Source organism: Pseudomonas lini, from assembly GCF_001042905.1.
GTDB lineage: Bacteria > Pseudomonadota > Gammaproteobacteria > Pseudomonadales > Pseudomonadaceae > Aquipseudomonas > Aquipseudomonas lini.
On the sequence record NZ_JYLB01000001.1, the window covers coordinates 570409 to 597330 of the forward strand.

The 26922-nt window shown below is 60.6% G+C and carries 19 protein-coding genes; 12 read left to right on the plus strand and 7 right to left on the minus strand.

Features of this window, described 5'->3' with window-relative positions; genetic code table 11:
• The first annotated feature begins 19 nt into the window (after positions 1-19).
• Positions 20-1423 carry a GABA permease gene (gabP, locus tag TU81_RS02515; RefSeq protein ID WP_048393176.1) on the plus strand — a complete coding sequence of 468 codons (1404 nt, stop codon included), beginning with the start codon at positions 20-22 and terminating at the stop codon, positions 1421-1423.
• A gap of 36 nt (positions 1424-1459) precedes the next feature.
• Here the strand turns inward: gabP and TU81_RS02520 are convergent, their stop codons facing one another.
• From TU81_RS02520 to TU81_RS02530, 3 genes are all read right to left on the minus strand, one after another.
• Positions 1460-2224: a substrate-binding periplasmic protein gene (locus TU81_RS02520; protein WP_048393645.1), complete on the minus strand. Its 765-nt coding sequence runs from the start codon at positions 2222-2224 to the stop codon at positions 1460-1462.
• A gap of 129 nt (positions 2225-2353) precedes the next feature.
• Positions 2354-3262 (minus strand): alpha/beta hydrolase, encoded by a 909-nt coding sequence (locus TU81_RS02525; protein WP_048393178.1) that lies wholly within the window; start codon positions 3260-3262, stop codon positions 2354-2356.
• Between the two features lie 143 nt (positions 3263-3405).
• Positions 3406-5181, minus strand: coding sequence for a sigma-54-dependent Fis family transcriptional regulator (locus TU81_RS02530; protein WP_048393180.1), 1776 nt, complete (start codon positions 5179-5181; stop codon positions 3406-3408).
• 287 nt (positions 5182-5468) lie between these two features.
• On the opposite strand from TU81_RS02530, the gene TU81_RS02535 reads away from it, so the two are divergent.
• The 6 genes from TU81_RS02535 to TU81_RS02560 all read left to right on the plus strand — a co-directional run bounded on the left by TU81_RS02535 (position 5469) and on the right by TU81_RS02560 (position 14592).
• On the plus strand, positions 5469-6944 hold the full coding sequence (locus tag TU81_RS02535) for a benzaldehyde dehydrogenase (protein WP_048393182.1): 1476 nt from the start codon (positions 5469-5471) through the stop codon (positions 6942-6944).
• A 59-nt stretch (positions 6945-7003) separates the two neighbouring features.
• Complete coding sequence (locus tag TU81_RS02540; RefSeq protein WP_048393183.1) at positions 7004-7771, plus strand: coniferyl-alcohol dehydrogenase; 768 nt, start codon at positions 7004-7006, stop codon at positions 7769-7771.
• A gap of 145 nt (positions 7772-7916) precedes the next feature.
• On the plus strand, positions 7917-9566 hold the full coding sequence (locus TU81_RS02545) for a DUF1302 domain-containing protein (protein ID WP_048393184.1): 1650 nt from the start codon (positions 7917-7919) through the stop codon (positions 9564-9566).
• Between the two features lie 15 nt (positions 9567-9581).
• Entirely contained in the window at positions 9582-10943 is a 1362-nt protein-coding gene (locus tag TU81_RS02550; protein WP_048393187.1) for a DUF1329 domain-containing protein, read from the plus strand.
• A 69-nt stretch (positions 10944-11012) separates the two neighbouring features.
• The gene (locus TU81_RS02555) at positions 11013-12116 is read left to right on the plus strand and encodes a WD40/YVTN/BNR-like repeat-containing protein (protein ID WP_048393189.1); all 1104 of its coding nucleotides are present in this window, start codon (positions 11013-11015) and stop codon (positions 12114-12116) included.
• Between the two features lie 52 nt (positions 12117-12168).
• Positions 12169-14592, plus strand: a complete 2424-nt coding sequence (locus TU81_RS02560; protein WP_048393191.1) for an efflux RND transporter permease subunit — start codon at positions 12169-12171, stop codon at positions 14590-14592.
• 134 nt (positions 14593-14726) lie between these two features.
• Here the strand turns inward: TU81_RS02560 and mhpT are convergent, their stop codons facing one another.
• Positions 14727-15944, minus strand: coding sequence for a 3-(3-hydroxy-phenyl)propionate transporter MhpT (mhpT, locus tag TU81_RS02565; protein WP_048393193.1), 1218 nt, complete (start codon positions 15942-15944; stop codon positions 14727-14729).
• Between the two features lie 335 nt (positions 15945-16279).
• Between mhpT and TU81_RS02570 the strand changes: the two genes are divergently transcribed.
• A complete protein-coding gene (locus TU81_RS02570; protein WP_048393195.1) occupies positions 16280-17590 on the plus strand; it encodes an OprD family porin in 1311 nt (436 codons plus the stop codon).
• A 962-nt stretch (positions 17591-18552) separates the two neighbouring features.
• Here the strand turns inward: TU81_RS02570 and TU81_RS02575 are convergent.
• Positions 18553-19041: a MarR family winged helix-turn-helix transcriptional regulator gene (locus tag TU81_RS02575; RefSeq protein WP_038983131.1), complete on the minus strand. Its 489-nt coding sequence runs from the start codon at positions 19039-19041 to the stop codon at positions 18553-18555.
• A 211-nt stretch (positions 19042-19252) separates the two neighbouring features.
• Between TU81_RS02575 and TU81_RS02580 the strand changes: the two genes are divergently transcribed.
• The 4 genes from TU81_RS02580 (at position 19253) to TU81_RS02595 (ending at position 24603) form a co-directional block, all read left to right on the plus strand.
• Complete coding sequence (locus TU81_RS02580; protein ID WP_048393197.1) at positions 19253-20083, plus strand: p-hydroxycinnamoyl CoA hydratase/lyase; 831 nt, start codon at positions 19253-19255, stop codon at positions 20081-20083.
• Positions 20084-20211: 128 nt separating this feature from the next.
• Positions 20212-21660, plus strand: coding sequence for an aldehyde dehydrogenase (locus TU81_RS02585; protein WP_048393199.1), 1449 nt, complete (start codon positions 20212-20214; stop codon positions 21658-21660).
• Positions 21661-21815: 155 nt separating this feature from the next.
• Positions 21816-23693: a feruloyl-CoA synthase gene (locus TU81_RS02590; protein ID WP_038983714.1), complete on the plus strand. Its 1878-nt coding sequence runs from the start codon at positions 21816-21818 to the stop codon at positions 23691-23693.
• Between the two features lie 196 nt (positions 23694-23889).
• Positions 23890-24603 (plus strand): GntR family transcriptional regulator, encoded by a 714-nt coding sequence (locus TU81_RS02595; protein ID WP_038983134.1) that lies wholly within the window; start codon positions 23890-23892, stop codon positions 24601-24603.
• An 11-nt stretch (positions 24604-24614) separates the two neighbouring features.
• Here the strand turns inward: TU81_RS02595 and TU81_RS02600 are convergent, their stop codons facing one another.
• Complete coding sequence (locus TU81_RS02600; RefSeq protein WP_048393201.1) at positions 24615-25565, minus strand: PDR/VanB family oxidoreductase; 951 nt, start codon at positions 25563-25565, stop codon at positions 24615-24617.
• A complete protein-coding gene (locus TU81_RS02605; protein ID WP_038983136.1) occupies positions 25562-26608 on the minus strand; it encodes an aromatic ring-hydroxylating oxygenase subunit alpha in 1047 nt (348 codons plus the stop codon). The genes TU81_RS02600 and TU81_RS02605 overlap by 4 nt, the downstream gene beginning before the upstream one ends.
• Positions 26609-26922: the final 314 nt, after the last annotated feature.

A 26922-nucleotide genomic window follows, 5' to 3' on the forward strand; every position in this document is an offset into this window, starting at 1 on the left:
ACCAGAGAACAAAAAAACAATGAATAGCCTGAACTCCAAAGATTCGAACGGACAATTGGCGCAGGGTTTCAAGCCGCGTCACGTCACAATGCTTTCTATTGCGGGGATTATCGGCGCAGGTTTGTTTGTTGGCTCCGGACATGCCATCGCTGCCGCAGGGCCGGCAGTATTGCTGGCTTATCTGTTTTCCGGCCTGTTGGTCGTTCTGGTCATGCGCATGCTGGGCGAAATGGCGGTTGCCAACCCGGACACCGGATCTTTCTCTACCTACGCCGACCAGGCAATCGGGCGTTGGGCAGGCTTCACCATCGGCTGGCTGTATTGGTGGTTCTGGGTGCTGGTGATACCGATCGAGGCGCTTGCGGCCGGGCATGTATTGAATCAATGGTTCCCGCAGATCGATACCTGGTTGTTTGCCTTGCTGTCGATCATTTTGTTGGTGGTGACTAACCTGTTCAGTGTGTCCAAATACGGTGAGTTCGAATTCTGGTTTGCGATGGCCAAAGTCGTGGCGATCATTGGATTCATCGGCCTGGGTTTTGCGGTGTTGATGGGATGGATTCCAGAGCGCGAAGCCAGCGGATTGAGCCGACTCATGGAGGAACATGGCGGTTTCGCGCCCAACGGCTTGTCAGCGGTTGTAGGGGCATTCATCACCATCATGTTCAGCTTCATCGGTACGGAAGCGGTGACCATCGCTGCGGCTGAATCCAGCAACCCTGCGCAGAACATCGCCAAAGCTACCCGCTCTGTGATCTGGCGCATCGGGGTGTTCTACGTGCTGTCCATTTTCGTGGTCATTTCAGTGGTGCCCTGGAACGATCCGTTGTTGGCGTCGGTGGGTTCTTACCAACGAGCGCTTGAGCTGATGAATATTCCCCACGCCAAGCTCATGGTCGATATGGTGGTGTTGATTGCCGTGGCCAGCTGCATGAACTCGTCGATTTATATTGCCTCACGCATGTTGTTTTCGCTGGGCAAGCGCGGTGATGCACCGCAGCCGCTGAAGGTAACGTCGTCGGCGGGCGTGCCGAGGGCTGCAGTGATCGCCAGCACCGTACTGGGTGCCGGTGTGACCTTGTTCAGCTACTTCATGCCCGCCGGCTTATTCCAGTTTCTGCTCGCCAGCTCCGGCGCCATTGCCTTGCTGGTGTACCTGGTAATCGCCGTGTCGCAACTGCGCATGCGCAAGATTCTGCTTCGGCAGAACGTCACGCTGACCTTCAAGATGTGGTTGTTCCCCTGGCTCACCTGGTTGGTCATCGCCTTCATCTGCGCAGCGTTGGCGGTGATGATGGTGACGCCCGAGCATCGTATGGAAGTTTCTTCGACCATCGGCCTGGCGCTGGTGATTTCCTTTATCGGCCTGGTGACCGCGCGTCAGCATGGGCAGCAGGGTGCGATGCCGGCGGAAAGCGCATAGTCAGCCATTTCAGCCTAAACCTGTTGTTGCCGATCGTCATGGCGACAAATAGCTCCGCTGTATACGCGCCAGAGTGCCGTCAGCACGAAGCGTTTCAACCGCCTTGCGCAAGTCTTGCACCAGTTGAGCGGAGCAAAGCCTGGAGCAAGCCAGATAGAGCTCCGCTCTGCTCATGACGGGGCTCATGAACAGCTTGCGTTCAGACACCTTCGGCCAGATGTATTGACTCTCGGGAACGCCATTGAACCAGGCATCAATGCGACCTTTCAAAAGCATCTGCGCAGGGTTGTCGCCAATGGTCAGCGGGTAGATCTGCTCGTCGCTGAAGCCTTGTGCACGCAGGATTTCCTCCTGAGCGCTGCCCAGGCCGACACCGATCACCCGGTAGGTTTTTTTCGCTTGGGCAAAGCTGCTCACCGGCCGGTCGAGGCTGAAAAAAGCGCGCTCCATGGGCATGATTGACGTGATCCAGGTGAAGCGATCTTCGCGTTCCGGCGTGCGAGACAAAGGGGCTATCAAAATATCCTGTTTCTCGCTGACGTATTTCTGCGATCTGGCCCAGGGAAGCACATGGACATGAGCGACATAGCCGGCGTTGGCAATGGCCGTCAGAACGGCTTCTCCGACCATTCCGTGACCCTTGGCATCATCGACAAACGTCAGTGGCGGCGCGTCCGGGATATACAACTCAAGCGGTAATGTCACGCCAGACGCGTTACCAGCAACAAGCAACGATACCGACAGACAAAACCTGCAAAGCGCTTTTGTATTGGTAATTAATACCCATGAGCTCTCGCTCATGGTTGACAGGTCAGGCATTGAACGTGGAAGGGCGCCACAAATCACCAGTTGGTCACAGGGAGGATGGGTCTACCGGTCGTTGTTGCATATTGGATACGGTATCGCCCCGCATTCTACGCAAACTTGAGGTCAGGACACATCTTCCCCCAAGTGCCGAAGGAGGAAGGCGCTGATCTGGTCCAGTGCCCGGCGGGCTTCTTCGAGTTGATCGCTCATGGTCTGGAAGACATGAATCATTCCCGGCCAGACGTCCAGCTGTACCGCCACTTCGGCGCTGGCCAGGCGGCTGGCGAGCCGGGTTGAATCGTCCAGCAGGCATTCCCGGCTGCCCACCTGGATCAGCACTGGCGGTAGGCTCCGAAGGTCGCCGTATAGGGGGGAGGCCAGCGGATTCAGTGGCTCGGCGCCCTGCAGATAGGTGTCGGCCATAAGGGTCTTGCCAGCAACCGGGCCGAGCAATGGATCTCGAGTTTTCTGCAAGTTCCAGGACTCACCGGTCTGAGCCATGTCCACCCAAGGCGACATCACTACCGCAGCCGCGGGCAGCGGCAAACCCGCGGCCTTGGCGGCCAACATCAGAGCCATGCACAGACCGCCGCCGGCACTGTCGCCGGCCAGCACCAGGTGTTCGGCGTTCACACCGTTTTCGAGGAGTGCACGGTAGACATCCAGAGCGTCCTCTACGGCGGCCGGGAAAGGGTGTTCCGGGGCCAGGCGGTAATCGATGCAAAGGGTACGAATTCGGCTGCGGGCTGCCAATTGGCTGGTGAACGGGCGATAGGCTCGGGCACTGCCAAATGAGTAGCCTCCGCCATGCAGATACAGCAACACAAAGTCGGGCCTGGCATCTGTGGGAATGGCCCAAAGCCCACTGACGCTGGCCAGATTGGCGGCTTCAAAGGTCACGCCCTCGGCACAGGAGCCGGCGCCGAAGAGTAGTTCGGCCTGTTGCCGCTGCTGATCGACAGTCAGCGAGCTGAGGGGCGGCAGTTGGCTGAGTTGTTCAATGATGCCGTCGATGTTGTTGTTATTGGGCATGTGGACTCCGGGGCGCGTGTTATGAGGCAAACAAGTTAACTTCAAACATAGTTAATTGTCATAACTATATTGGCAAGATAATTTCGTTTCATCCTCATCTACGACGGGTAGTCGTTGCTACGCCTGCACTGACTCAGCCGGAGTCAGGCCGATGCCTGTCGGTACTTCTTCAGCCGGTAAGCAAACTGCGCACGACTCAACCCCAACAATCGCGCGGCGGCGGCCAGATTGCCTTCGCTCTTTTGCAGCGCTTCGTCGATCAGGCGCGACTCCAGTCCTTCAATGGAGAAGCCGTGTTCCAGACGAGCCAGGGTTTCCAGCAAGGCCGGGCGAGGTTGCGTGTTGGCGGGGTTGGGGTCAGTGGCTGCGAGGCTGCCATTGCCGTCCAGAGAGTAAGCCTCCTGCGGCATGGGTTCGTTGCGAAACAGGTGAACCAGATCGATGGCTTGACCGTCTTCGCTGGCGATCAGGCCGCGCTCGACCAGGTTCTGCAATTCCCGCACGTTGCCGGGAAAGTCATAGCGCAACAACACTTTGAGCGCGCGCATGGTCAGCCCGGCGGGCTTGCGGGCGTAGGCCTGGCAGAAGCGCCGCAGGAACGCGTTGACCAGCAACGGTATGTCGTCACGACGTTCGCGCAATGGCGGCAACGTGATGGGGTAGACGTTCAGGCGGTAGAACAGGTCCTCGCGAAAGTCTCCGGCCGCCACGGCTTTGCGCAAGTCGACATTGGTGGCCGCCACCACCCGGACATCGACCTTGATCGGCTGGCTTCCACCGATGCGTTCGATCTCACGCTCTTGCAATGCACGCAGCAGCTTGCCTTGGCCCGGTAGGCTGAGGCTGGCGATTTCATCGAGAAACAGGGTGCCACCGTGAGCGCGTTCGAAGCGTCCAGGGCGCGAATGGGTCGCGCCGGTATAGGCGCCGCGTTCGACACCGAACAGCTCTGCCTCGATCAGATTGTCCGGGATCGCGGCGCAGTTGAGGGCCACGAAAGGTGCTTGGTGGCGTGGGCTGAACTGGTGCAACTGACGGGCGAACAATTCCTTGCCGACTCCCGACTCACCACTGAACAGCACCGTGGCAGGCGTCGGCGCAACCCGCTGCAAGGCGAGCGTTGCGGCGTTGAAGGCGGCGCTGGCGCCAATGGGCTTTTGCCCGCCGGGCATTTCGCTGTCGTCATCCTGGGGCGCGGGCGCCGGGGCCGGACGCTGCTTGGGGGCGACGCTGGATGGCGTAGCGGTGAGGTAACTCAGGTCCTGTTCGACATCGCCCCATTGCTCGGCGGTCTTGCCGATCACCCGGCAGCTCTCATGGCCCATGCCCCGGCACTCGGTTTCACGGAAGATCACCAGACGGCCGAACAGCCCGCTGACATAACCGATGGCATAGCCCAGTTCGGTCCAGCACACCGGATCCTGGCCGATCCCGTAGGCGGCGATATGTTCGTCGGCCTCACAGGAGTGGTGCCAGAGGAATTCACCTTCGTAGAAGCCTGAGTCGGCGTCGAATTTGAAGTGCAGGGGTTCGACCTTGGTCATGCCTTCGAGTGTGTGCAGGCGCGTGCCGGCCGAGAAAACCGCCGCGGCATCGGCGTCTGGCCAGCGCTCGCGGATCAATCGTGCATCGCGTGCGCCGGACAAATAGCCGGTGCGGGTAAACAGACCGCGGGTCTGTTCCAGTCCCTGGCGCTCGATAATCTCCCGTCGCAGCGCGCCGAAGGATGAACTGTGCAATAGCAGCATGCGCTGGTCGTTGAGCCAGATACGTCCGTCAACCGGGGAAAAGAACAGGCATTCGGTCAACTCGGCCAGGGTCGGTGAGTTGCCCTCGGTCAGTTGAGTGCTGTCTCCTCGGGGCGAGAAATGTTCCTCCTGCACCGCGAGATGAGGAAGCAGCGAATGGGGATTATTCATTGTTATATGCCCCTGAGCGAGTCGACTGATCGAAATGATCAATTAGCAAAACAGTTATTAAACATAACTTTATCATTTGGACAAGTGGCCGGGCGTCGACCGAGCGCCCGACGGCTTGCCCTATTCGTTGATGCTCCTCTCAAACCTTCAGACCAGAGCCTTCGCCACCTAAAACGCGTGGCGACAGAGGAAGTCGGCACAGCCCTTGCTCTAGTGCTTTCACGACGCTGCATCGTTTTCGCGAGGCCGCGTCAGGCAATTACAAACACAAGAGCCGGGAGACCGAAATGTCGGTAAGTGAACCATCTGATTTTCTGCGGGACGCACTGTGGTGCGAACGCATCTTCAATGGCGACTGGATACGTCCATTGGGCGGCGTCAACAGAGTCATCGAGCCGGCCACCGGCGAGGTACTGACCGTCACAGGATTAGCCGATGCAGCGGACATCGCGTTTGCCAGCCTGACCGCCGCCCGTGTTCAACCGGCCTGGGCGGCGTTGGGGCCACGGGAACGCGCAGAGATCTTTCGCAAAGCCGCAGCCCTGGCCCAGCAACATTTTGCCGAACTGGCGCTGTACATCGCCCGGGAAAGTGGCGGCAGCCTGTTCAAGGGTGAACATGAGGTTCGCGAGGCGATCGTCTTGTTGCATCAGGCTGCCGGTCTGCTGTCGCAACCCCATGGTCTGGTCCTCCCAAGCGAAGCGGGGCGTTTGTCCTATGCGCGCCGGTTGCCCCATGGCGTGGTCGGGGTGATCTCGCCGTTCAACTTTCCCCTGGTGCTCTCCCTGCGTTCGGTGGCACCGGCGCTGGCGGCCGGCAACGCGGTGGTGCTCAAACCCGATCCGCAAACCCCGGTCAGTGGCGGTTTCATCATTGCCCGGTTGTTCGAGGCGGCCGGTTTGCCAAAAGGGTTGCTGCAGGTTTTACCGGGCGCAGCAGTGGCCGGTGAGGCCCTGTGCCGCGACCCGCATGTTCGGATGATCGCCTTCACCGGTTCGACCGCGGCCGGGCGCAAGGTTGCGGAGGTGGCTGGGCGTCATCTGAAAAAAGTCGCCCTGGAGTTGGGCGGCAAGAACTCGTTGATCGTGCTCGAAGGTGCCGATCTTGAATTGGCGGCGAGCAATGCCGCCTGGGGTGCCTGGCTGCATCAGGGGCAAATCTGCATGGCCACCGGACGCATCCTGGCCCATGAATCGATCGCTGAAGAACTGGTCCGCCGGCTGGCAGAGAAAGCCCGGGCGATCACGGTCGGCAATGCCGCTCGTGGCGAGGCGGTATTGGGGCCTTTGATCAACAAACGACAGTTGCAACGCGTGCATGAAATCGTCACGGAGAGTGTGACTGCCGGGGCAAAACTGCAAGCCGGCGGCGAGTTTGAACGGTTGTTCTACCAACCCACGGTGCTTTCCGGCGTGCGCCCGGGCATGCGCGCATTCGACGAGGAAATCTTCGGCCCGGTCGCCACGGTGGTGAGTTTTACCAGCGACGATGAGGCCATCGACCTGGCCAACCGCACCGAGTATGGCTTGTCCGCAGGGATCATTTCGCCTTCGGTCGGGCACGCGATGGCGATTGGCGAGCAACTCAATTGCGGTCTGCTGCACATCAACGATCAGACGGTGGCCGACGAGTGCATCAACCCGTTCGGTGGGCGCGGCAGCTCGGGCAATGGCGGCAGCGTGGGCGGTCCGGCCGATTGGGACGAATACACCCAATGGCAATGGGTGACGATCAAGGATAAGGCGCCACGCTATCCGTTCTGACGGACAGGACCAGGCCGACGAGGTCGGGCGAGTACACAAAAATAATAAGAGGACTCAACATGAAACTCGACAACAAGACGGTGCTGGTGACCGGGGTCTCCTCGGGTATCGGCGCCGCCACTGCAAGCCTGCTGCGCGCCCACGGCGCCCACGTGATTGGCGTCGATCTGAAGGCCCCGCACATGACCCTGGACGGTTTTGTCCAGGGCGATCTGAGCAGTGCCGAGAACATCGACCGGCTGTTGCCACAGCTACCGGCACGGATCGACAGCCTGTGCAATATCGCTGGGGTGCCAGGCACGGCAAACCCGCAATTGCTGGCGCAGGTCAACTACCTGGGGCTGCGTCACCTGAGCAGCGCACTGCTGCCGCGCATCACCGCTGGCGGCAGCATCGTCAATATCGCCTCGATCCTCGGCGCCGAGTGGCCGCTGCGCCTGGAACAGCACAAGGCGCTGGCACGCATCGAAGGCTTCGCCGCCGCGCAGGCCTGGCTGGCCGAGCACCCGGTACCGGACGAGACCTGCTACCAGTATTTCAAGGAAGCCTTGATCGTCTGGAACTATCTGCAGGCCCAGCCCTGGTTTCTCGAACATTCAGTGCGCATGAACAGCGTGGCGCCGGGCCCGGTCTTCACGCCCATCCTCGGTGACTTCGTGAGCATGCTCGGTGAAGCACGAACCCAGGCCGATGCCCATCGCATGAAACGCCCTGGTTATGCCGATGAGGTGGCGGCGGTGATCGCATTCCTGTGTGCCGACGAGTCGCGCTGGATCAACGGCGTCAACCTGGCAGTTGATGGCGGATTGGCCTCCACCTACATCTGAAACCATGTGGTGAGGGGGCTTGCCCCCGTTGGGGCGCGCAGCGGCCCTGAATTCAGTACTGGTTTACGACTGCTTCGCAGCCGAACGGGGGCAAGCCCCCTCGCCACAAGTGCAATGCCAAAAATAAAAATAATGAGGAGCGTCCATGGACAACGTTAAACGTTGCTTTCGTTTCAAGCATTGCGCCCTGTTCCTGGCGTTATGCAGTGCAGGCGTGATGATCGAAAGGGCCGAGGCCATGCAAATGGACCTGGGCGATTCCGACTGGAAACTGCGTTGGGACAACACCATCAAGTACAGCCAGGCCTGGCGTCTGCAAGGTCAGGACAGCCGATTAGTTAACGCACCGACCGCCAACGGTCTGTACCCCTCGATCCAGAGTCAGGGCGATAAAAACTTCAGCCGCGGCCTGGTCTCCAACCGTCTGGATCTGTTTTCTGAAATGGACCTCAGCCGGCAAAACTACGGGCTGCGTGTGAGTGGCGCGGCCTGGTACGACGATATCTACAACCAGGACACCGACGACAGCGAGCAACCGCATTTCCTCAGCGAGACCCGCAAGCTCCATGGTCGCGACGCGGAAATTCTCGACGCCTTCGTGTTCCTGCGCGGTGACCTCGGCGAAGACTCCCAGGGCGTGGTGCGTCTGGGCCGGCACAGCCTGATCTACGGTGAAAGCCTGTTCTACGGCGGCAACGGCATCGCCAATGCCCAGGGTCCGACCGATGTGGTCAAGTTGCTCAGCGTTCCGGGAACCCAGTTCAAGGAGATCCTGCGTCCGGTCAATCAGATCTCTGGACAGCTGCAGATCAACCCGCAGTTATCGGTGGGCGCTTACTACCAGTTCGAGTGGGAGCGTTCCAATCTGCCCGGCGCCGGCAGCTACCTGAGCGATGTCGATGCCATCGGTTACGGCAGCGGTTCGCTACGCGAAGTGTTCGGCAACGACACCGTGAATGGCGGCGATCTGAAACCGAGGAACTCGGGGCAGGGCGGCATGCAGATTCGCTTCAAACCGACCGGGACCGAACTGGAACTGGGTTTCTACGCCGCGCAATATCACGACAAAGCCCCCATCGGCCTGTATGCCTACCTCGACGGTGCAGCCGCGGCGGCCACCGGGCTGCCGATCCTGAGTTCCTATCGTCAGGTCTACGCCGAAGATATCAAGACGGCCGGCGTCAGCTTCTCCACTGCCTATGGGCCGTTCAACTTTGCCGGTGAAACTTCGGTGCGCTGGAATGCGCCGTTGGTGAGCAACCTGCAGGTGGTGACCCCAGGCATGGAGGCCGATGGCGGCGATGACGCACTGTTTGCCCGGGGCAAAACCGCTCACGCCAACCTGTCGGCGATTTACCTGCTATCGCCTGGTGCTTTTTGGGATGGCGGCTCGGCACTGGCCGAACTGGCGTGGAACCGCACCCTGAGCGTCACCGAGAACGCCGCGGCCCTGGATTCCAACACAACCCGCGATGCCACTGCGTTGCGGGTACTGGTGGAGCCTGCGTACTTCCAGATTGTCGACGGGATCGACCTGACCGTGCCGATCGGCATGGGTGTGGTGCTCGATGGGCGCTCTTCGGCGGTTAACAAGTCGGGCTTCGGCAATACCCATTCCGGCGACTGGAGTGTCGGGCTCAAGGCCACGTATCTGCAGCGCTGGGATGTCGGCCTCAACTACGTGAACTTCTTCGGGGCGCCGAAAGCCGGGCTGCGCGAGGACGGCAATTTCAGTTACGGGCAGTCGCTGGCCGACCGCGACTTCGTCTCGCTCTACGTGAAAACCTCATTCTAATAAGGTGGATTCGCCATGCAGAACAACGCTTTCCTGAACACTTGCGTCCTCACCCTGACCCTTGCAGGCATGAGCCTGGCGCAAGCCGCGGTGTCGCCTGAGCAGGCTGCACGTTTGAAGACTGAACTGACGCCCCTTGGCGGCGAGCGCGCCGGCAATGCCGATGGCAGCATCCCGCCATGGAACGGCGGTTACACCAAGGTCGCGCCCGGCTACAAAGCGGGTGACAAACGTGCCGACCCATTCGCCGGCGAGAAACCACTGTATTCAATCAAGGCCTCGAACATGGAGCAGTACGCCAGCGGATTGGCCGAAGGCACCAAGCTCCTGCTGAAGAAATACCCGGACTATCGCCTGGACGTATACCCGACCCATCGCTCGGCAGCGGCCCCGCAATGGGTGTATGACAACACCGGCAAGAACGCCACCCGTGCCACGCTGGACGTGGAAACCGAAAAAGTCGCCAGCGCTTATGGCGGCATCCCGTTCCCGATCCCGGACAACGGTGCGCAAGTGTTGTGGAACTACCGGTTGTCCTGGCAGGGCGGTGAGACCATCAGCGCACCTTTTGATACCTGGCTGATGACCGCCGGTGGCAAGAAGGTCCAGGCGACCCGAGCCCTGTTCAGCTATCAGTTTCCCTACTACTCCGAAAGTGGCAGCCTGGAAAACTTTGCCGGCAAGTACCAGGTTGGCAAGCTGCTGACCGAACTGCCGTCCTCCAAGGCCGGCGAAGGCCTGATGACCCATTGGGACATGGACCCGGCCAACCGTGCAGCCTGGCAGTATCTGGTCGGCCAGCGCCGGGTACGCCGAGCGCCGAACATCGCCTACGACACCCCGGACTTTGTCACCTCTGGCGTCGGTCTGTTTGACGAAGCGTTCATGCTGTTCGGGCCTACCGACCGCTACGATCTCAAGCTTGCGGGCAAGAAAGAACTGATCGTCCCCTACAACAATAATCGCGCCGGCCTGGCCAAGAGCGACGATCTGGTCAAACCGAACTTTCTCAATCCGGATCTGGTGCGCTGGGAGAAGCATCGGGTCTGGGTGGTCGAGGCCACGCTCAAATCCGGCAAACGTCATGTGGTGCCGCATCGGACCTACTACGTCGACGAGGACTCCTGGCAGATCCTGATGGTCGACGGCTATGACGCCCAGGGCAAACTGGGACGGCAGATGTATTCGCTGACGCTGCTGGCGCCGGACCTGCCGGCGCTCACTGCGCAAGTCATGTGGGGCAGCTACAACCTCGATACCGGCGCCTACTTCCTTAACGCTTCGAGCAACGATCTGGCGGTCCAGTACCAGACGATCGCAAAACCTTCAGCTTCCTTTTACACACCGGACGCCATGGCCAACGAAAACATGCGTTGAACCATGGAGCGCCGTGGCGGGCGAGAAGCTCGTTGCGGTCGCTGGCAATTTTCCAGGCGGGATAAAGACATGAACGTTGAAAAAATCTTTGCGAGTTTCGGTCTGCGATGGAGTGCCGGCGCGCTGGCGTTGTGTCTGTTGGCGAGCACGTCCATGACTGCGCAGGCCGCGACATTCGCGGTACTGCAGCAGCCGGCACTGCCGACCGCCAAGGCCGCGCGCGCGGTATTGCTTGGATTGGCCCGGGCTGGCGAGCGCCTGGTGGCGGTCGGCGAGCGCGGCATCGTGCTGCTCTCGGATGACTCTGGAATGACTTGGCGCCAGGCCCGTGTGCCGGTCAGCGTCAGCCTGACCGCGGTGCAATTCGTCGACGCGGAACAGGGCTGGGCGGTCGGTCATCTGGGCGTGGTGTTGCACACTGAGGACGGTGGCGAAACCTGGCACAAGCAACTCGACGGTGAGCGTGCCGCCGCGCTGGCGGTGCAGGCCGCGGAGCGCGATGCCGATCAGTCAGGCGGCGCCAGCAACCTTGCGCAGGCACGGCAGATGGTGGACGACGGGCCGGATAAACCGTTTCTCGACCTGTACTTCAGTGACCGCCTGCATGGCTACATCGTTGGCGCCTATAACCAGATCTATCGCACCGACGACGGCGGGCGAAGCTGGCGGCCGTGGATGCAGCATGTGAACAATCCGCAGGGCCTGAACCTGTATGGGATCCGCGCTTCGGGTAACGACCTGCTGCTGGTGGGCGAGCGCGGCTTGCTGTTGCGTTCGACCGACGCCGGGCATTCGTTCCAGCCTCTGAAATCACCTTATGAAGGCAGCTTCTTCGGTCTGCTCTGTACCCGCGGCGGAGCGTTGATTGCCTATGGATTGCGCGGCAACGCCTGGTGGTCCGAGGACCGTGGCAGCAGTTGGCGACGCCTCGACACCGGCATCGAATCAACCCTTGCGACAGCCATCGAGCTGCGTGACGGCAGCTTGCTGTTGGCCAGCCAGAGCGGTGAATTTTTGTTCAGCCATGACCAGGGTCGCAGCTTCGACAAGCGCCAGAGCCGCAGCGGCGGGACGGTCGCTGCCGTGCAACAGGCAGCCGACGGAGGTCTGGCCAGCGTCGGTTTGAGTGGCGTGGCCACTGACCAGGATCCGCGGGCTTCCGCCAAACCTTGAAACTTCACGGTGTAGCGCTATCGGGCCATGGCCCGTGCAACAGGAGTCAGACTTGAAAGACGACAAAACCCAAACCGTGATCGGCCGCCTGGAAGACTTCGACCAGGCGTCGGGCAATTTCGCCGAGCGAATGATCTTCAACCATCGACCGTTGGTGATCCTGCTGTGTCTGCTGGTGACGCTGGTGCTCGGTTGGCAAGCCACGCGCATCGGTATCAATGCCAGCTATGAGAAAACCATCCCTACGGGGCACCCCTATGTCGCCAACTTCCTGGAGAACCGCAGCGAGTTGAGCGGTCTGGGCAACTCGTTGCGAATCGCTGTGGAGGTCAAGCAGGGCAGCATCTTCACCAAGGATTACCTCGACACCCTGGCCAGGCTCAACGATGAGCTTTATCTGCTGCCGGGTGTCGACCGCCCCTACATGAAGTCGTTATGGACCCCGACCACGCGCTGGACCGCAGTGACTGAGGAGGGGCTCGATGGCGGCACCGTGATCCCCGATGATTATGATGGTTCGGCGAGCAGTATCGAGCAGGTGCGAACCAACGTCGCGCGTTCCGGTGAGGTCGGCCAATTGGTCGCCGGTAACTTCAAGTCCAGCGTGATCTTCGTGCCGCTGCTCGAAGTCAGTCCGCAGACTGGCAAAGCCCTGGACTACGGTGAGTTCTCCCGGCAGCTGGAGGCGCTGCGGGACAAGTACCAAACCGATGAACTGCGAATCCACATCACCGGTTTCACCAAAATCGTCGGCGATCTGATCGAGGGGCTGACCCAGGTCTTGTTGTTCTTCGTGATGGCGGTGTTGGTGACCGTGGTGGTGCTTTACGGTTACACCCGCTGCGCGCGCAGCACTCTGGTGGTGGTGACGTGTTCGTTGGTGGCTGTGCTCTGGCAGATGGGCCTGCTCGCGATGCTTGGGTATGAGCTGGACCCGTACTCGGCGCTGGTGCCGTTTCTGGTGTTTGCCATTGGCATGAGCCATGGCGCGCAGAAGATGAATGGCATCATGCAGGATGTCGGTCGTGGCACCCACCGGGTAGTGGCCGCGCGTTATACCTTCCGCCGACTGTTCGCCGCCGGTATGACCGCTTTGCTCTGCGATGCGGTGGGCTTTGCCGTGTTGCTGCTGATCAATATCCGAGTGATTCAGGACCTGGCGATCACCGCCAGCCTCGGCGTGGCGGTGCTGATTTTCACCAACCTGATTCTGCTGCCGATCCTGCTCAGCTATATCGGTGTCAGCCCGACAGCGGCGCAACGCAGCCTGAGTTCGGAAACCGCCGAGCTGCAAGCACAGATCAAGCATCCGTTGTGGCGTGTGCTCGATTTGTTCACCCAACGTCGCTGGGCCATTGGCGCGATGCTGGGCGGCCTGCTGCTGGCAGCGTTTGGTTTTGCCGTGAGCCTGAACCTGAAGATCGGTGATCTCGACCCCGGTGCTCCGGAGTTGCGGGCCGACTCGCGCTACAACCGCGACGCGCTGTTCATGACCCAAAACTATGCGGCCAGTTCGGATATTTTCGTGATCATGATCAAGACGCCGGAAGATCAGTGCACGCGCTACGCCAGCCTGTCCGCCGTGGACGCGTTGGCCTGGCAACTGGAGCAATTGCCTGGCGTGGAGTCGACCACTTCAATGGCGGCGATGAGCAAGATCGCCACGGCCGGTTACAACGAAGGCAACTTCAAGTGGTATGAGCTGATCCCCAATGACGGTGCGCTGGGCGCCGTGCAGACCCGGGCACCGCGGGAACTGTTCAATCAGGGCTGTTCGATGCTGTCGCTGTACGTTTACCTGTCCGATCACAAGGCCGATACCCTGAATCGTGTGGTGGAGGCGAGCGAGGCCTTCATCGCAGCGCATCAGGTGCCCGAGGTCAAATTCATGCTGGCCGCCGGCAGCGCCGGGATCGAAGCCGCGACCAATATCGTGGTGAAAAAATCCATGCACGAAATGCTGTTCTGGGTCTACGGCGCGGTCAGCCTGCTTTGCCTGCTGACCTTCCGTAGCTGGCGCGCAACCCTTTGCGCGATGCTGCCGCTGATGCTCACCTCGATTCTTTGCGAGGCGCTGATGGTGGGGCTGGGCATGGGCGTAAAAGTGGCGACACTGCCGGTGATTGCACTCGGGGTGGGGATCGGCATCGACTATGCACTCTATGTGTTGAGCGTGATCCTGGCGCGAATGCGTGCCGGTGACACTCTGGCCCAAGCCTATTACCAGGCGCTGTTGTTCACCGGCAAAGTGGTATTGCTGACCGGCATGACACTGGCGGTCGCGGTATCGACCTGGGCCTTCTCGCCGATCAAGTTCCAGGCCGATATGGGTATCCTGCTGGCCTTCATGTTCCTGGTGAACATGCTTGGCGCCTTGATCCTGCTGCCGGCTCTGGCCTGGCTGCTGCTGCCGCAGAAGGTCTTCGCAAAAAAGCCTGAGGCGAGTGTGCTTGTGCAGTGGGTCAAGGAGGGCTGAAGGGCTCGGCACGTTGGACCCTGTGGGAGCGGGCTTGCTCGCGAAGGCGGAGTGTCAGACGACATCAATGTTGCCTGTGCCGCCGCCTTCGCGAGCAAGCCCGCTCCCACAGGTCTCGCGTTAACTGACAGGCATCAGGCTTTGGCCTTTTCCATCGATACAGTCAGTGGGGTCGAACGGGCAATCACGCTGATGATGGTCAGTGCTGCAATCACCAACCCGGGGGAGGTCGCCAGCAATACCCCGGTGGTGCCGGCTCCGGCTGCCAGAATCTGCCCCGCGGCCAAGGGCCCGGCAACTGACCCCAGGCGACCGATGGCCACTGCCGCGCCGACGCCGGTGGCACGCACCGAAGTGGGGTACGACGGCGGTGCCAGCGCGTAAAGCACCAGTTGCGCAGCCATCACAAACAACCCCGCGGCAAACCCGGCGATGCCCATAGGAACAATACCCACCGACAGGCCGACTCCGGCCAGCGCCACCAGCAACCCGGCATAGACAAACAGCACCACCTTGATGCCGTTGCAGCGATCCAGCAGCACTCCGCCGAGCAGGGAGCCGAGGGCGCCGCCGATATTGAACAGCATCTGCACCAGGCCCGCCTGGGGTTTGCTGAATCCCTGTTCCAGCAGCAGTGATGGCAGCCAGTTGAGCAACATGTACATCACGGTCAGGGTGAAGAAGTAGCTCAGCCACAGCGCCAGGGTGACGCGAGCCCGGCCTTCGCCAAACAGTGCCTGGCCGGTTGAAGCGCGCGCCACATTGACAGTCCCTTGCTGCTGGCGAAAGGCGCTGGACTCGGGCAACAACAGGATCATCAGCGGCACCACCAGCAACGGTGCGAGACCGCCGATGATGAAGGTCGCCTGCCAATGATCGGTGAACAGCATGGCGACCACCGCCGCCAGTGCTCCACCCAACGGCACGCCGGCATACATGATGCTGATGGCGGTACCACGGCGTTGTTCACCCACGGCTTCGGCGCACAGGGCAATCAGGTTGGGCAGGGCGGCGCCCAGGCCCAGGCCGGTCATGAAGCGCGCCAGCAGCAGGCTGGAGAAAGTGCTGACATAGGCAGTGCTGAGCGAGAACACGCCGAACAGCAACACGGCGCCGATGAGGATTTTTTTGCGACCGATGCGATCGGCAATCCAGCCGCCGAAGAAGGCGCCGGGCAGCAAGCCGATGATGCCGGCACTGAACACCCAGCCCATCATTTTCGGGTCCAGGGCAAAGGTCTGGCGCAGGCCCGCGGCGGCAGTGCCGGCAGCTTGCAGGTCGAAGCCTTCAATCAATGCAACGATAAAACACAGGGCGATGGTCAGCGTCGTACGACGTGATGGGGTGTCCATGGCGAACCTCATTATTGTTTTTGTTGGTGTGCTGACGGGGGAGCGCGAGCCTGCTCGCCTCAAGCGATGACAGGCTGGAATTAAGATTAACAAAGATAACTAAAAAATGAACGGTCAAGGATGTTCGCTAAAAAATGACGTTTATTCCATTGAAATCAATGTCATGACGTATGAGTGAAGATTTATCTAAAAAATAGATAATAATATTAATGTTCGATTATCGGTCATTGTGGATTGACGCCACCCCTCGGCTGTTTCCATTCTCTGGCCTGAGATCCCTGGAACAACCCTGGCGATCCCGTTCAAAAAACAACAACAATAAGTGGACATCGAACATGCCAACGCTCCCTTGGAACCCCCTTGCGGCGACTTCAGCCTTACCTGTTCGCGCACCTTGCCTGGTCCTGTTGGGTTTGAGTGTGATTGCCACCCCGGCGCTGGCCGAAGGCTTCATCGACGACAGCCACGGCACCTTGACCTTGCGCAATTACTACCTGGATCGCGACTACAAGGATGATGGGGCGAAAACCGCGGCCAGGGAATGGGCTCAGGGTTTCATCATGAATGTGGAGTCGGGCTTTACCCCGGGGGCTGTCGGCTTCGGCCTGGATGCCCGCGGGCTGATGGGGGTGAAGCTGGACTCGTCGCCGGACCGTAGCGGCACCGAGTTGCTGCCGGTGTCCAGCAGCGACAAGCGCGCGGCGGACGAATATTCGCGCCTGGCCATGACCGCCAAGATGCGTTTTGCCCAGACCACGGTGAAGACCGGTGATGTGTCGATCTTCCTGCCATTCGCTTTCGCTAGCCCGTCGCGGCTGTTGCCGCAGACTTTTCGCGGCACTATCCTCAGTTCCAAGGACATCGACGGACTGACCCTCAACACCGGCTACATCGATCGCATCAACAAGCGTGATTCCACCGATTACCAGCCGATGAGCATCGCCTCGCCGAACCGGCGTTTCAATGGCGCGGCCACGTCATCGCACATGGCCTATGTTGGCGGCGATTATCAGGTGAACAAGGACCTCAGTCTGCGTGCGTATCACGCCGAAGTGGCGGACCTGTACCAGCAGAATACCCTGGCCTTGCTGCACAATCTGCAGGTGGGCGAGGGCACGCTGACCACCGATCTGCGCAGTTTTTTCAGCGACGAGGATGGCAGCGCCAAGGCCGGCAAGGTGGACAACCGCAATTTGTCGGCGCTGTTCGGTTATCGCTTTGGCGGTCATCGCCTGAGCCTGGGCTATATGCACGCCAGTGGAGATACAGCGACGCCTTATGTGTCGGGCACCGAGTTGATGGGCATGAGTGAGCTGACGATGAGTTCGGACTTCCTCAATGCCAAGGAGCGAACCTGGCAAGCGATGTACGACTATGACTTCACCGCCGTCGGGGTGCCCGGGCTGAAGAGCCGGCTGCGTTATGTGCGCGGTGACCATATCGAGCTGACGGCGCTGAATGCCGACGACCGCAAGGAGCGAGAATTCCAGATGGAGCTGGGGTATGTGATCCAGAGTGGCCCGCTGAAGAATGTCGGACTGATGGCGCGCAAGTCGATCTATCGCAATGACTTCCCCGCCGGCGCGGCGTTTCGCGATGAAAACCAGACCCGCTTTCTGGTGCTTTACACCGTGCCGATCTGGTAAGTCGTTTTTACCTGCCTGAGTATGCGTTTCTTGATTTTTATGATGTACATATCCGTTTCTGCGGTAACGGCTTCTATTGGTTTCGCTTTTACAGCGAGTCACTTTCGAAAAGCGCGAAAGTAACCAAAGCGCTTTTGCCCCTTTCGTTCGGTGCCTCGCCTAGGCTCGGCATGCCCTCGCTCCGGTCCTGCTCCGTGGGCCCGCCGCGATCGGCCATCCATGGCCGTGCGCGGCTAACCCGGCATCCATGCCGGGTTGCCCACTGCGCAGAACCTCCACTCGGCCTCTCGAGGGTGCGGTGCCTCAAGATCAAGAGCTGCAGGCGAGCTAACGCTCGGCCTGTTGAGTGGTGAACAGCAGAGCAGATGTGCTCTGATTTTTTGTGGGAGCTGGCTTGTCGGGGCGCCGCATCGCTGCGATGGTGCCCTGTCAGCCGACCCATCTTCCCCGGATGTACTCACTCCAACTGTGGGAGCTGGCTTGCCTGCGATGGCGGCCTGTCAGTCGACCAATCTCCCCCGGGATGTACTCAGTCCAACTGTGGGAGCGGGCTTGCTCGCAAAGCTGTTGATCTTGCCGTTGCTGTTGCCCCTTTCCCAGAGGCCGAACGCAGGCGTTGCGCAGGGGGCACCGCGGCAAGGATGCCGCGGCAAGGATGCCGCGGTAGCCGCCCCCGGCCATGGATGGCCGATGGCGGCGGGCCCCCGGAGCAATGCCGGAGAGAGGGCATGCCGAGCCTAGGCGAGGCACCGAATGGCGGGGCAAAAAGCGCTTTGGTTACTTTCGCGCTTTTCGAAAGTGACTCGCTGTAAAAGCGAAACCGCCAGCGGCCGTTACCGCAGAAACGGATATGTACTCCAAAACACCAAGCCCCAACAGCAAATATCTAGCTCAAGAGATGTGTAGAGACCCATGCTGCCATGAGGCCGGCCGTTCCCCAGGAACGCGCCGGCGTTGGCGTTTCAGGCCTGGTAGACCTTCTTCAGCAACCTGAGCAGTTCTTCGCGTTCCTGGCTGTCGAGGTTGGACGTTGCGTCCATGTCGCTCTCGGCAGCGATCAGTTTCAGCTCCTTGAGCAGGGCCTCGCCGGTCTTGCTGAGAAAAATCCCATAGGAGCGCTTGTCCGGTTTGCAGCGCACCCGCACCGCCAATGCCCGGCTTTCCAGTTTGTTCAGCAGTGGCACCACTTGCGGTGGCTCGATGGTCAAGGCCTTGGCCAGATCGGCCTGCATCAGCCCTGGGTTCTGGTCGATGATCGCCAGGGCCGAAAACTGGGCCGGTCGCAAGTCGTGGGCCGAGAGCCGACCAATGAGGTTCTGGAACAGTTTCAGCTGCGCCCGGCGCATGGCGTAACCGATCAGATCGTCCAGGGCGGAATCCAGCGGTGCCTGGGGTTCGGCGCTGTCGGCAGGGGCCTCGGGGGCGGCGGCAATCTTGGAAGACTTGGCCATTGCAGGGTGAATCCTCAGCTGGCGGTTAAGAAGACTATCTAGTTTGCCGAGGTTGGCCGGGGATAGCCATGACCTCTTTCAGATCTCTGGGCGTTGCGCCTGTTTTCGGGACGAAAAATATTTGGTTAATTTAATTAATAGTTAATTGACATAACTAATATTGGGGTTTAATTTTTACCCATCGTCAAGCCAAGAACAAGAGAGCATCGCCATGAGCAATTACGAAGGTCGCTGGACAACGGTCAAAGTGGAAATCGAGGAAGGCATCGCCTGGGTCATCCTCAATCGCCCGGAAAAGCGCAACGCCATGAGCCCGACATTGAACCGCGAGATGATCGACGTTCTGGAAACCCTGGAGCAGGATCCAGACGCCGGTGTGCTGGTGCTGACCGGTGCGGGCGAAGCCTGGACTGCGGGCATGGACCTCAAGGAATACTTCCGCGAAGTGGACACCGGCCCGGAAATCCTTCAAGAAAAAATTCGCCGCGAAGCTTCTCAATGGCAATGGAAACTGCTGCGCATGTACGCCAAGCCAACCATCGCCATGGTCAACGGCTGGTGCTTCGGTGGCGGTTTCAGCCCGCTGGTGGCCTGCGACCTGGCGATCTGCGCCGATGAAGCGACCTTCGGCCTGTCGGAAATCAACTGGGGCATCCCGCCAGGCAACCTGGTGAGCAAGGCCATGGCCGACACCGTGGGCCATCGCCAGTCGCTGTACTACATCATGACCGGCAAGACCTTTGGCGGGCAGAAAGCCGCCGAGATGGGCCTGGTCAACGAAAGCGTACCCCTGGCGCAACTGCGTGAAGTGACGATCGAGCTGGCGCGTAACCTGCTGGAGAAAAACCCGGTGGTGCTGCGGGCGGCCAAGCACGGCTTCAAGCGTTGCCGCGAGCTGACCTGGGAGCAGAACGAAGATTACCTCTACGCCAAGCTCGATCAGTCGCGCCTGCTGGACACCGAAGGTGGCCGCGAGCAGGGCATGAAGCAGTTCCTAGATGACAAGAGCATCAAGCCCGGTTTGCAGACTTACAAGCGCTGAAACCCGGCATTGAATCAGGGCGAGCTGGCCGGGCGATCGAGCGTCCGCCAGCTGTTCGCCCCGGCGCCCAGGCGCTACTGTGAGCCCCTCGAACGTATTCCCGATAAAGACAATAAAGAGGAATCACCATGCTGGACGTGCCCCTGCTGATCGGCGGCCAGTCGTGCCCCGCCCGAGACGGACGAACCTTCGAACGGCGTAATCCGGTGACCGGTGAAGTTGTGTCGCGCGTTGCCGCCGCCACCCTGGAAGATGCCGACGCCGCCGTGGCTGCGGCCAAAGCGGCATTTCCCGCCTGGGCGGCCCTGGCCCCCAATGAACGACGCACCCGGTTGTTGCGTGCGGCCGAGCAGTTGCAGGCCCGCAGCGCGGAATTCATCGCGGCGGCCGGTGAGACCGGCGCCATGGCCAACTGGTACGGTTTCAATGTGCATCTGGCGTCCAACATGCTGCGCGAAGCCGCGTGCATGACCACTCAGATCACCGGCGAAGTCATTCCCTCCGATGTGCCCGGCAGCTTCGCCATGGCCTTGCGTCAACCCTGCGGCGTGGTGCTGGGCATCGCGCCCTGGAATGCCCCAGTGATCCTCGCCACCCGCGCCATCGCCATGCCGTTGGCCTGCGGAAACACTGTGGTGCTCAAGGCGTCGGAACTGAGCCCGGCGGTGCACCGCCTGATCGGTCAGGTGTTGCAGGACGCAGGCCTCGGCGACGGCGTGGTCAATGTCATCAGCAATGCGCCCCAGGATGCCGCGGCGATTGTCGAGCGGCTGATCGCCAATCCCGCGGTGCGTCGGGTCAACTTCACCGGCTCGACCCATGTCGGGCGTATCGTCGGTGAACTGTCGGCACGTCATCTCAAACCGGCGTTGCTGGAACTGGGAGGCAAGGCACCATTCCTGGTGTTGGAGGATGCCGACCTGGATGCGGCGGTGGAGGCTGCAGCCTTCGGCGCCTTCTTCAACCAGGGACAAATTTGCATGTCCACCGAGCGTCTGATCGTCGATGCAAAGGTGGCCGATGCCTTTGTCGCCAAGCTCGCGGCGAAGATCGCCACCTTGCCCGCCGGCAACCCCAACGTCGAAGGTTCGGTCCTCGGTTCTCTGGTGGACAGCAGCGCCGGTGAGCGCATTAAACTGTTGATCGACGATGCCCTCGACAAGGGTGCCACCCTGGTTACGGGTGGCCAACTGGAAGGCAGCATTCTGCAGCCGACCTTGCTCGACGGCGTCACCGATGCCATGCGTTTGTACCGCGAAGAGTCCTTCGGCCCTGTGGCGGTGGTGTTGCGTGGCGAGGGCGATGAAGCACTGTTGTGCCTGGCCAACGATTCCGAGTTCGGTCTGTCGGCGGCGATTTTCAGCCGCGACACCGGGCGCGCTCTGGCTCTGGCCCAGCGGGTCGAGTCGGGCATCTGCCATATCAACGGCCCGACCGTGCACGACGAGGCGCAGATGCCCTTCGGCGGAGTCAAGTCCAGCGGCTATGGCAGTTTTGGCGGCAAGGCGTCCATCGAGCATTTCACCCAGTTACGCTGGGTGACCTTGCAGAACGGACCGCGGCACTACCCGATCTGAGCATCCGTCGCACCGTCGGGCGACGAACGCTTGAGAGCGATCGTCGCCGGCGTGCAGGCAGACATAACAATAAAGAGGCTGCAGCCACAGGCTGCCATGCCCCGGTTGAACGCATCGCTGCGAGCCGGTGGCGTGCCTTGATGGAGGACAAGCACGTGAGTTCCGAATTCAGATCGCCACCCCAGACCGAAGCCAACGCGCCGCGCTATCGCCAGGTGTCCATCGGTCATCCTGCGGTCGAGGTCAGCGAAGAGCAGGGCATCCTGCACATGCGCTCCCTGGAACCCTTGGCCAAGTTGCCTGTACGTTTGCTGGATCGCCTGGTGCATTGGGCCCAGGTGCGCCCGCAACAGACCTTTATCGCTGCTCGCCAGAACGGCGGCGACTGGCGCCGGGTGAGTTACGCCGAGATGCTGACCAGCGTCCGCGCCATTGCCCAAAGCCTGCTCAGTTATGGGCTGTCGGCCGAGCGACCGCTGGCGATCCTCTCGGGCAATGACATCGAGCATTTACAGATTGCCTTGGGCGCGATGTATGCCGGGATTCCTTACTGCCCGGTTTCTCCTGCCTATTCGTTGTTGTCCCAGGATTTCGCCAAGCTGCGGCATGTCTGCAATCTGCTGCAACCGGGTTTGGTGTTCGTCAGCGACGCCGCGGCCTATCAGCGGGCGATCGATGCGGTGCTGCCGGCCGAAACGCCGCTGATCACCGTGCGCGGTCAAATTCCTGGCCGCAAGCAGGCGAGCTTTGCCAGTCTGCTGGAACAATCCGGCAGTGCCGAGGCCGATTGCGCTTTTACGGCTACCGGGCCGGACAGCATCGCCAAGTTCCTGTTTACCTCAGGCTCCACCAAGCTGCCCAAGGCAGTGATCACCACTCAGCGCATGCTCTGCGCCAACCAGCAGATGCTGTTGCAGACCTTCCCGGTGTTCGGCGAAGAACCCCCGGTGCTGGTGGACTGGCTGCCGTGGAATCACACCTTCGGCGGCAGCCACAACGTCGGGATCGTGCTGTACAACGGCGGCACCTTTTACCTGGACGACGGCAAGCCGACCGTCCAGGGGTTTGCTGAAACACTGCGCAACCTCAAGGAAATATCGCCCACCGCGTACCTCACCGTGCCCAAAGGCTGGGAAGAACTGGTCAATGCGCTGGAGCAGGACGGCGAGTTGCGCGAACGTTTCTTCTCGCGCATGAAGCTGTTCTTTTTCGCTGCCGCCGGTTTGTCCCAGAGGGTTTGGGATCGCCTGGACCGGATCGCCGAACAGCATTGTGGCGAGCGCATTCGCATGATGGCCGGGCTCGGCATGACTGAGGCGGCACCATCCTGCACGTTCACCACCGGGCCTCTGTCCATGGCCGGCTACATCGGCCTGCCGGCACCCGGTTGCGAAGTGCGGCTGGTGCCGGTGGACGGCAAACTGGAGGGGCGTTTTCGTGGGCCGCACATCATGCCGGGTTACTGGCGTGCGCCACAGCAGACCGCCGAAGTGTTCGACGAGCAGGGCTTCTACTGTTCCGGCGACGCGTTGAAACTGGCCGACGCCCGCGATCCGCAACTGGGGTTGATGTTTGACGGGCGCATCGCCGAGGACTTCAAACTGAGCTCCGGTGTGTTTGTCAGCGTCGGCCCGTTGCGCAATCGCGCGGTGCTCGAGGGCTCACCCTATGTTCAGGACTTGGTGGTGGCCGCGCCGGACCGCGAGTGCCTGGGTGCGCTGGTCTTTCCCCGTCTTTACGAATGCCGACGTCTGGCCGGTTTGAGTGCCCACGCCAGCGATGCCGAAGTCCTGGCCAGCGCGCCGGTGCGTCAGTGGTTCGGCGATTGGCTGCAACGGCTCAACCGCGACGCCACCGGCAATGCCAGCCGCCTGGAATGGATCGCGCTGCTCGACGAACCCGCCTCCATCGACCGCGGTGAAATCACCGACAAGGGCTCGATCAACCAGCGCGCGGTGCTGCAGTGGCGCGCCGACAAGGTCGAGGCTCTGTATCGCGGCGAGGATGCTTCTATCCTGCGTGCCGGGCGATAACAAAGCTTAGGATCAAAAGATCGCAGCCTTCGGCAGCTCCTACATGGACCGTGTTCACCGCGATTATCGGGGTTGAACGCGAACCTTTAGGAGCTGCCTCAGGCTGCGATCTTTTGCTTTATTAAACCATCCGCCGCAACGTCTCCTTCAAACCTTGCGTTACTATGCAGACCCACCTTTTCTGGAAGTTGCCTGGATGAGTAAGCCCGGTCAAACGGTGCTGGTCGCGTTGCGCAAGATGATCGCCTCGGGCGAGCTGGCGGCTGGCGAGCGCTTGATGGAAATTCCCACGGCGCAATTGTTCGGTGTTTCGCGAATGCCGGTGCGCATGGCATTCCGCACGCTGGAGCAGGAAGGCTTGCTGGTGCGCTTTGGCGGGCGCGGGTTTCAGGTGCGTTCGGTCAGCCCCGATGACATTGCCGGTGCGGTTGAAGTGCGAGGTGTACTCGAAGGCCTGGCGGCGCGTCAGACCGCCGAGCGCGGGCTATCGGACGAGGCCCGCGCGACCCTTGAACAGTGCCTGATGCAAGGTGATCAGCTGTTCGACAAGGGGTTTGTGACCATCGAGGACCTGGAGGTCTATCACGATCTCAACATGCGTTTTCACGAAGTGATTGTCGAAGGCAGCCACAACCCGGCGATCGCCGATGCACTGGCGCGCAACGATCATTTACCCTTTGCTTCGGTAACAGCCCTGGCAGTGGACCGCAACGACATGGTCCGGGAATACCGACGCTTCAACTACGCCCACATGCAACACCATTCGGTGTTCGATGCCTTGGTCAACCGCCAGGGCGCGCGTGCCGAAGCAATCATGCGCGAGCACGCCAACGCCACGTTGCGTTATGCCGAGATCTTCGGCTCAGCGACGGCCGAAGAGCGGATGAAGGTCATTCTCCGCTCGGAATAGGCGCGATTCTTTCAGATATCCAGCACCAGCAGCGGCGTTTTCGAGCGCGAGCAGCAAGGGGTGAACTGATCGTTGCAGGCCTGTTCATCCTCGGTGAGGAACAGGTCACGGTGTTCCGGCACGCCCTCCAGAACCCGAGTCAGGCAGGTGCCACAAATGCCCTGTTCGCAGGAAATGGCGATCTCGATGCCCTGGTTTTGCAGCACCTGCACCACGCTCTTGTCGGCCGGCACCTCGAAGACCTGGCCGCTGCTGGCGACCTTGATCGAGAAACTGCCATCGGCATCAGTGTCGACAGGGTTGGCGGCGAAGTACTCGCGATGCAAGCATTGCTCCTGCCAGCCTTTGGCCTTGGCCGTGTTCAGCACATGCTGCATAAAACCGCCGGGGCCACACACATATAAATGAACATCGCTCTGAGGCATGGCCAGGACCTTGGCCGCATCCAGCGCAGTGTCGGGTTCCTGATCGAAATGCAGGAACACCCGGTGGGCAAAAGCCGAGTGTTGCAGGCGTTCGACAAAGGCCGCGCGTTCTCGCGAACGGGCGCAGTAGTGCAGCTCGAAATCCGCTCCACTGTGGGCCAGGCGCTCGGCCATGCAGAGGATTGGGGTAATGCCGATACCGCCGGCGAAGAGCAGGCTGCGCCTGGCTTCATGGGCCAACGGAAACAGGTTGCGCGGCTCACTGATAGACAGCCGCGTGCCGGGGTGTATCTGCTCGTGCATGGCCAGTGAACCCCCGCGAGAGGTCGGATCCTTGAGCACGCCGATCAGGTAGCGATGGCGTTCTTCGGGGTGGTTGCACAGGGAATATTGCCGGATCAAGCCGCCAGGCAGATGCACATCGATATGCGCGCCGGCGCTGAAGGTCGGTAGCGGTCGGTCATCGACACTGGCCAGCTCATAGCTGCAGATGTCCTGGGCTTCGTTGTTGCGCGATACCACCAGCACTTCGATCATGCCATTGACTCCTGCGGCGCTTGTTCCTGAGCGATCAGGCGCTCCAGAACACGGCGCGACTGCACACCGCCGGCGTCGATATTGAGCTTGAGCAAGTTGCGCTGGGGGTGGCTGAGCAGGTTCTGTTGCTGGCGTTCGAGCATCTCCAGGTCCTCGCTGAAAATCTTGCCCTGACCCTCGCGAATGCTCGCGGTCAAGGCTTCATCCTGCGGGTTGAAATTGCGCGCCATGCCCCAGAAATACCAGATCGAGGTTTCGGTTTGCGGCGTGATGAAGTCGACGACGATGCTCGACGCCTTGAACTGTTGGGGGGCGTGATAACCGCCTTTGCCGGCATGGGCCACACCGACTTCGATCAGCACATGACTGGGCGGGGTGAAGCGGCAGATCTGCCAGCGGTCCACTGGTACATCGTCGGCCAGGTTGTTGCCGCGCAGAGCCATGCGCCAGAAGGGCGGCGCCATGATGTTTTCCATGTGGCGGGCAGTGACCACCTCGTCGCCATCGACCGTGGTTACCGGCGGTGCTTCGTCGATTTCCTTTTGGCCGATGCTGGACGCGTGAACGTAGGTTTCGTGAGTCAGGTCCATCAGGTTGTCGATCATCAGGCGATAGTCGCACTGGATGTGGAACAGGCCGCCGCCGTAGGCCCACTCATCGCTGACCGCCCATTCCAGATGATGGATCAGCGCCGGGTCGGCCAACGCCTGATCGCCGGGCCAGACCCAGATAAATCCGTAACGCTCGACCACGGTGAATGTCTTGTTGCACGGAAAGCCGCGAACCCGCTGCCCGGGCATTTCCACGGTCTTGCCGTCGCAGCCCATCACCAGGCCGTGATAGCCGCACACCAGATTGCCGTTTTCCACATAACCCAAAGACAGCGGTGCGCCGCGATGGGGGCAGAAGTCCTCGACAGCTGCCACCTTGCCTTCATGCCCGCGGTAAAAAACCATCTTTTCACCACAGATCTGACGGCCTAGCGGCTTGTCGGCGATTTCATCGGGCGTACAGGCGACGTACCAGGTGTTCTTGGGGTACATGGAGATTCTCCAAGGCTGTTTGTTGTTATTTAGTGGATCCATTAATGGTGATTTATGGGGTTTTTGTCAAACTAATTCTGTTTGTTAACGATTTAGTGGATCCATTGATGGTTTTCTGACCCTCTGGATCAGCGCAATCCGAACTTCGTGATACCGACCACAAATAATCTATACAGCGGATCAGTAACTCGTTAGTTAATAGTACGGAGGGTATTTACTGGAAATACGTCGCATCATACAATGAGAATCATTACTACTAACTCATTGAGCGCGACGTCTTGAGCCATCCTCACCCCTTTGCCCGCCGCAAGGTC

Bases quoted from the DNA above. Each gene is read 5' to 3' on its own strand.
- mhpT (WP_048393193.1), bottom strand. From the start codon at position 15,944: ATGGACACCCCATCACGTCGTACGACGCTGACCATCGCCCTGTGTTTT.
- TU81_RS02550 (WP_048393187.1), top strand. From the start codon at position 9,582: ATGCAGAACAACGCTTTCCTGAACACTTGCGTCCTCACCCTGACCCTT.
- gabP (WP_048393176.1), top strand. From the start codon at position 20: ATGAATAGCCTGAACTCCAAAGATTCGAACGGACAATTGGCGCAGGGT.
- TU81_RS02555 (WP_048393189.1), top strand. From the start codon at position 11,013: ATGAACGTTGAAAAAATCTTTGCGAGTTTCGGTCTGCGATGGAGTGCC.
- TU81_RS02605 (WP_038983136.1), bottom strand. From the start codon at position 26,608: ATGTACCCCAAGAACACCTGGTACGTCGCCTGTACGCCCGATGAAATC.
- TU81_RS02575 (WP_038983131.1), bottom strand. From the start codon at position 19,041: ATGGCCAAGTCTTCCAAGATTGCCGCCGCCCCCGAGGCCCCTGCCGAC.
- TU81_RS02580 (WP_048393197.1), top strand. From the start codon at position 19,253: ATGAGCAATTACGAAGGTCGCTGGACAACGGTCAAAGTGGAAATCGAG.
- TU81_RS02585 (WP_048393199.1), top strand. From the start codon at position 20,212: ATGCTGGACGTGCCCCTGCTGATCGGCGGCCAGTCGTGCCCCGCCCGA.
- TU81_RS02530 (WP_048393180.1), bottom strand. From the start codon at position 5,181: ATGAATAATCCCCATTCGCTGCTTCCTCATCTCGCGGTGCAGGAGGAA.
- TU81_RS02595 (WP_038983134.1), top strand. From the start codon at position 23,890: ATGAGTAAGCCCGGTCAAACGGTGCTGGTCGCGTTGCGCAAGATGATC.
- TU81_RS02535 (WP_048393182.1), top strand. From the start codon at position 5,469: ATGTCGGTAAGTGAACCATCTGATTTTCTGCGGGACGCACTGTGGTGC.
- TU81_RS02540 (WP_048393183.1), top strand. From the start codon at position 7,004: ATGAAACTCGACAACAAGACGGTGCTGGTGACCGGGGTCTCCTCGGGT.
- TU81_RS02570 (WP_048393195.1), top strand. From the start codon at position 16,280: ATGCCAACGCTCCCTTGGAACCCCCTTGCGGCGACTTCAGCCTTACCT.
- TU81_RS02600 (WP_048393201.1), bottom strand. From the start codon at position 25,565: ATGATCGAAGTGCTGGTGGTATCGCGCAACAACGAAGCCCAGGACATC.
- TU81_RS02545 (WP_048393184.1), top strand. From the start codon at position 7,917: ATGGACAACGTTAAACGTTGCTTTCGTTTCAAGCATTGCGCCCTGTTC.
- TU81_RS02520 (WP_048393645.1), bottom strand. From the start codon at position 2,224: ATGAGCGAGAGCTCATGGGTATTAATTACCAATACAAAAGCGCTTTGC.
- TU81_RS02525 (WP_048393178.1), bottom strand. From the start codon at position 3,262: ATGCCCAATAACAACAACATCGACGGCATCATTGAACAACTCAGCCAA.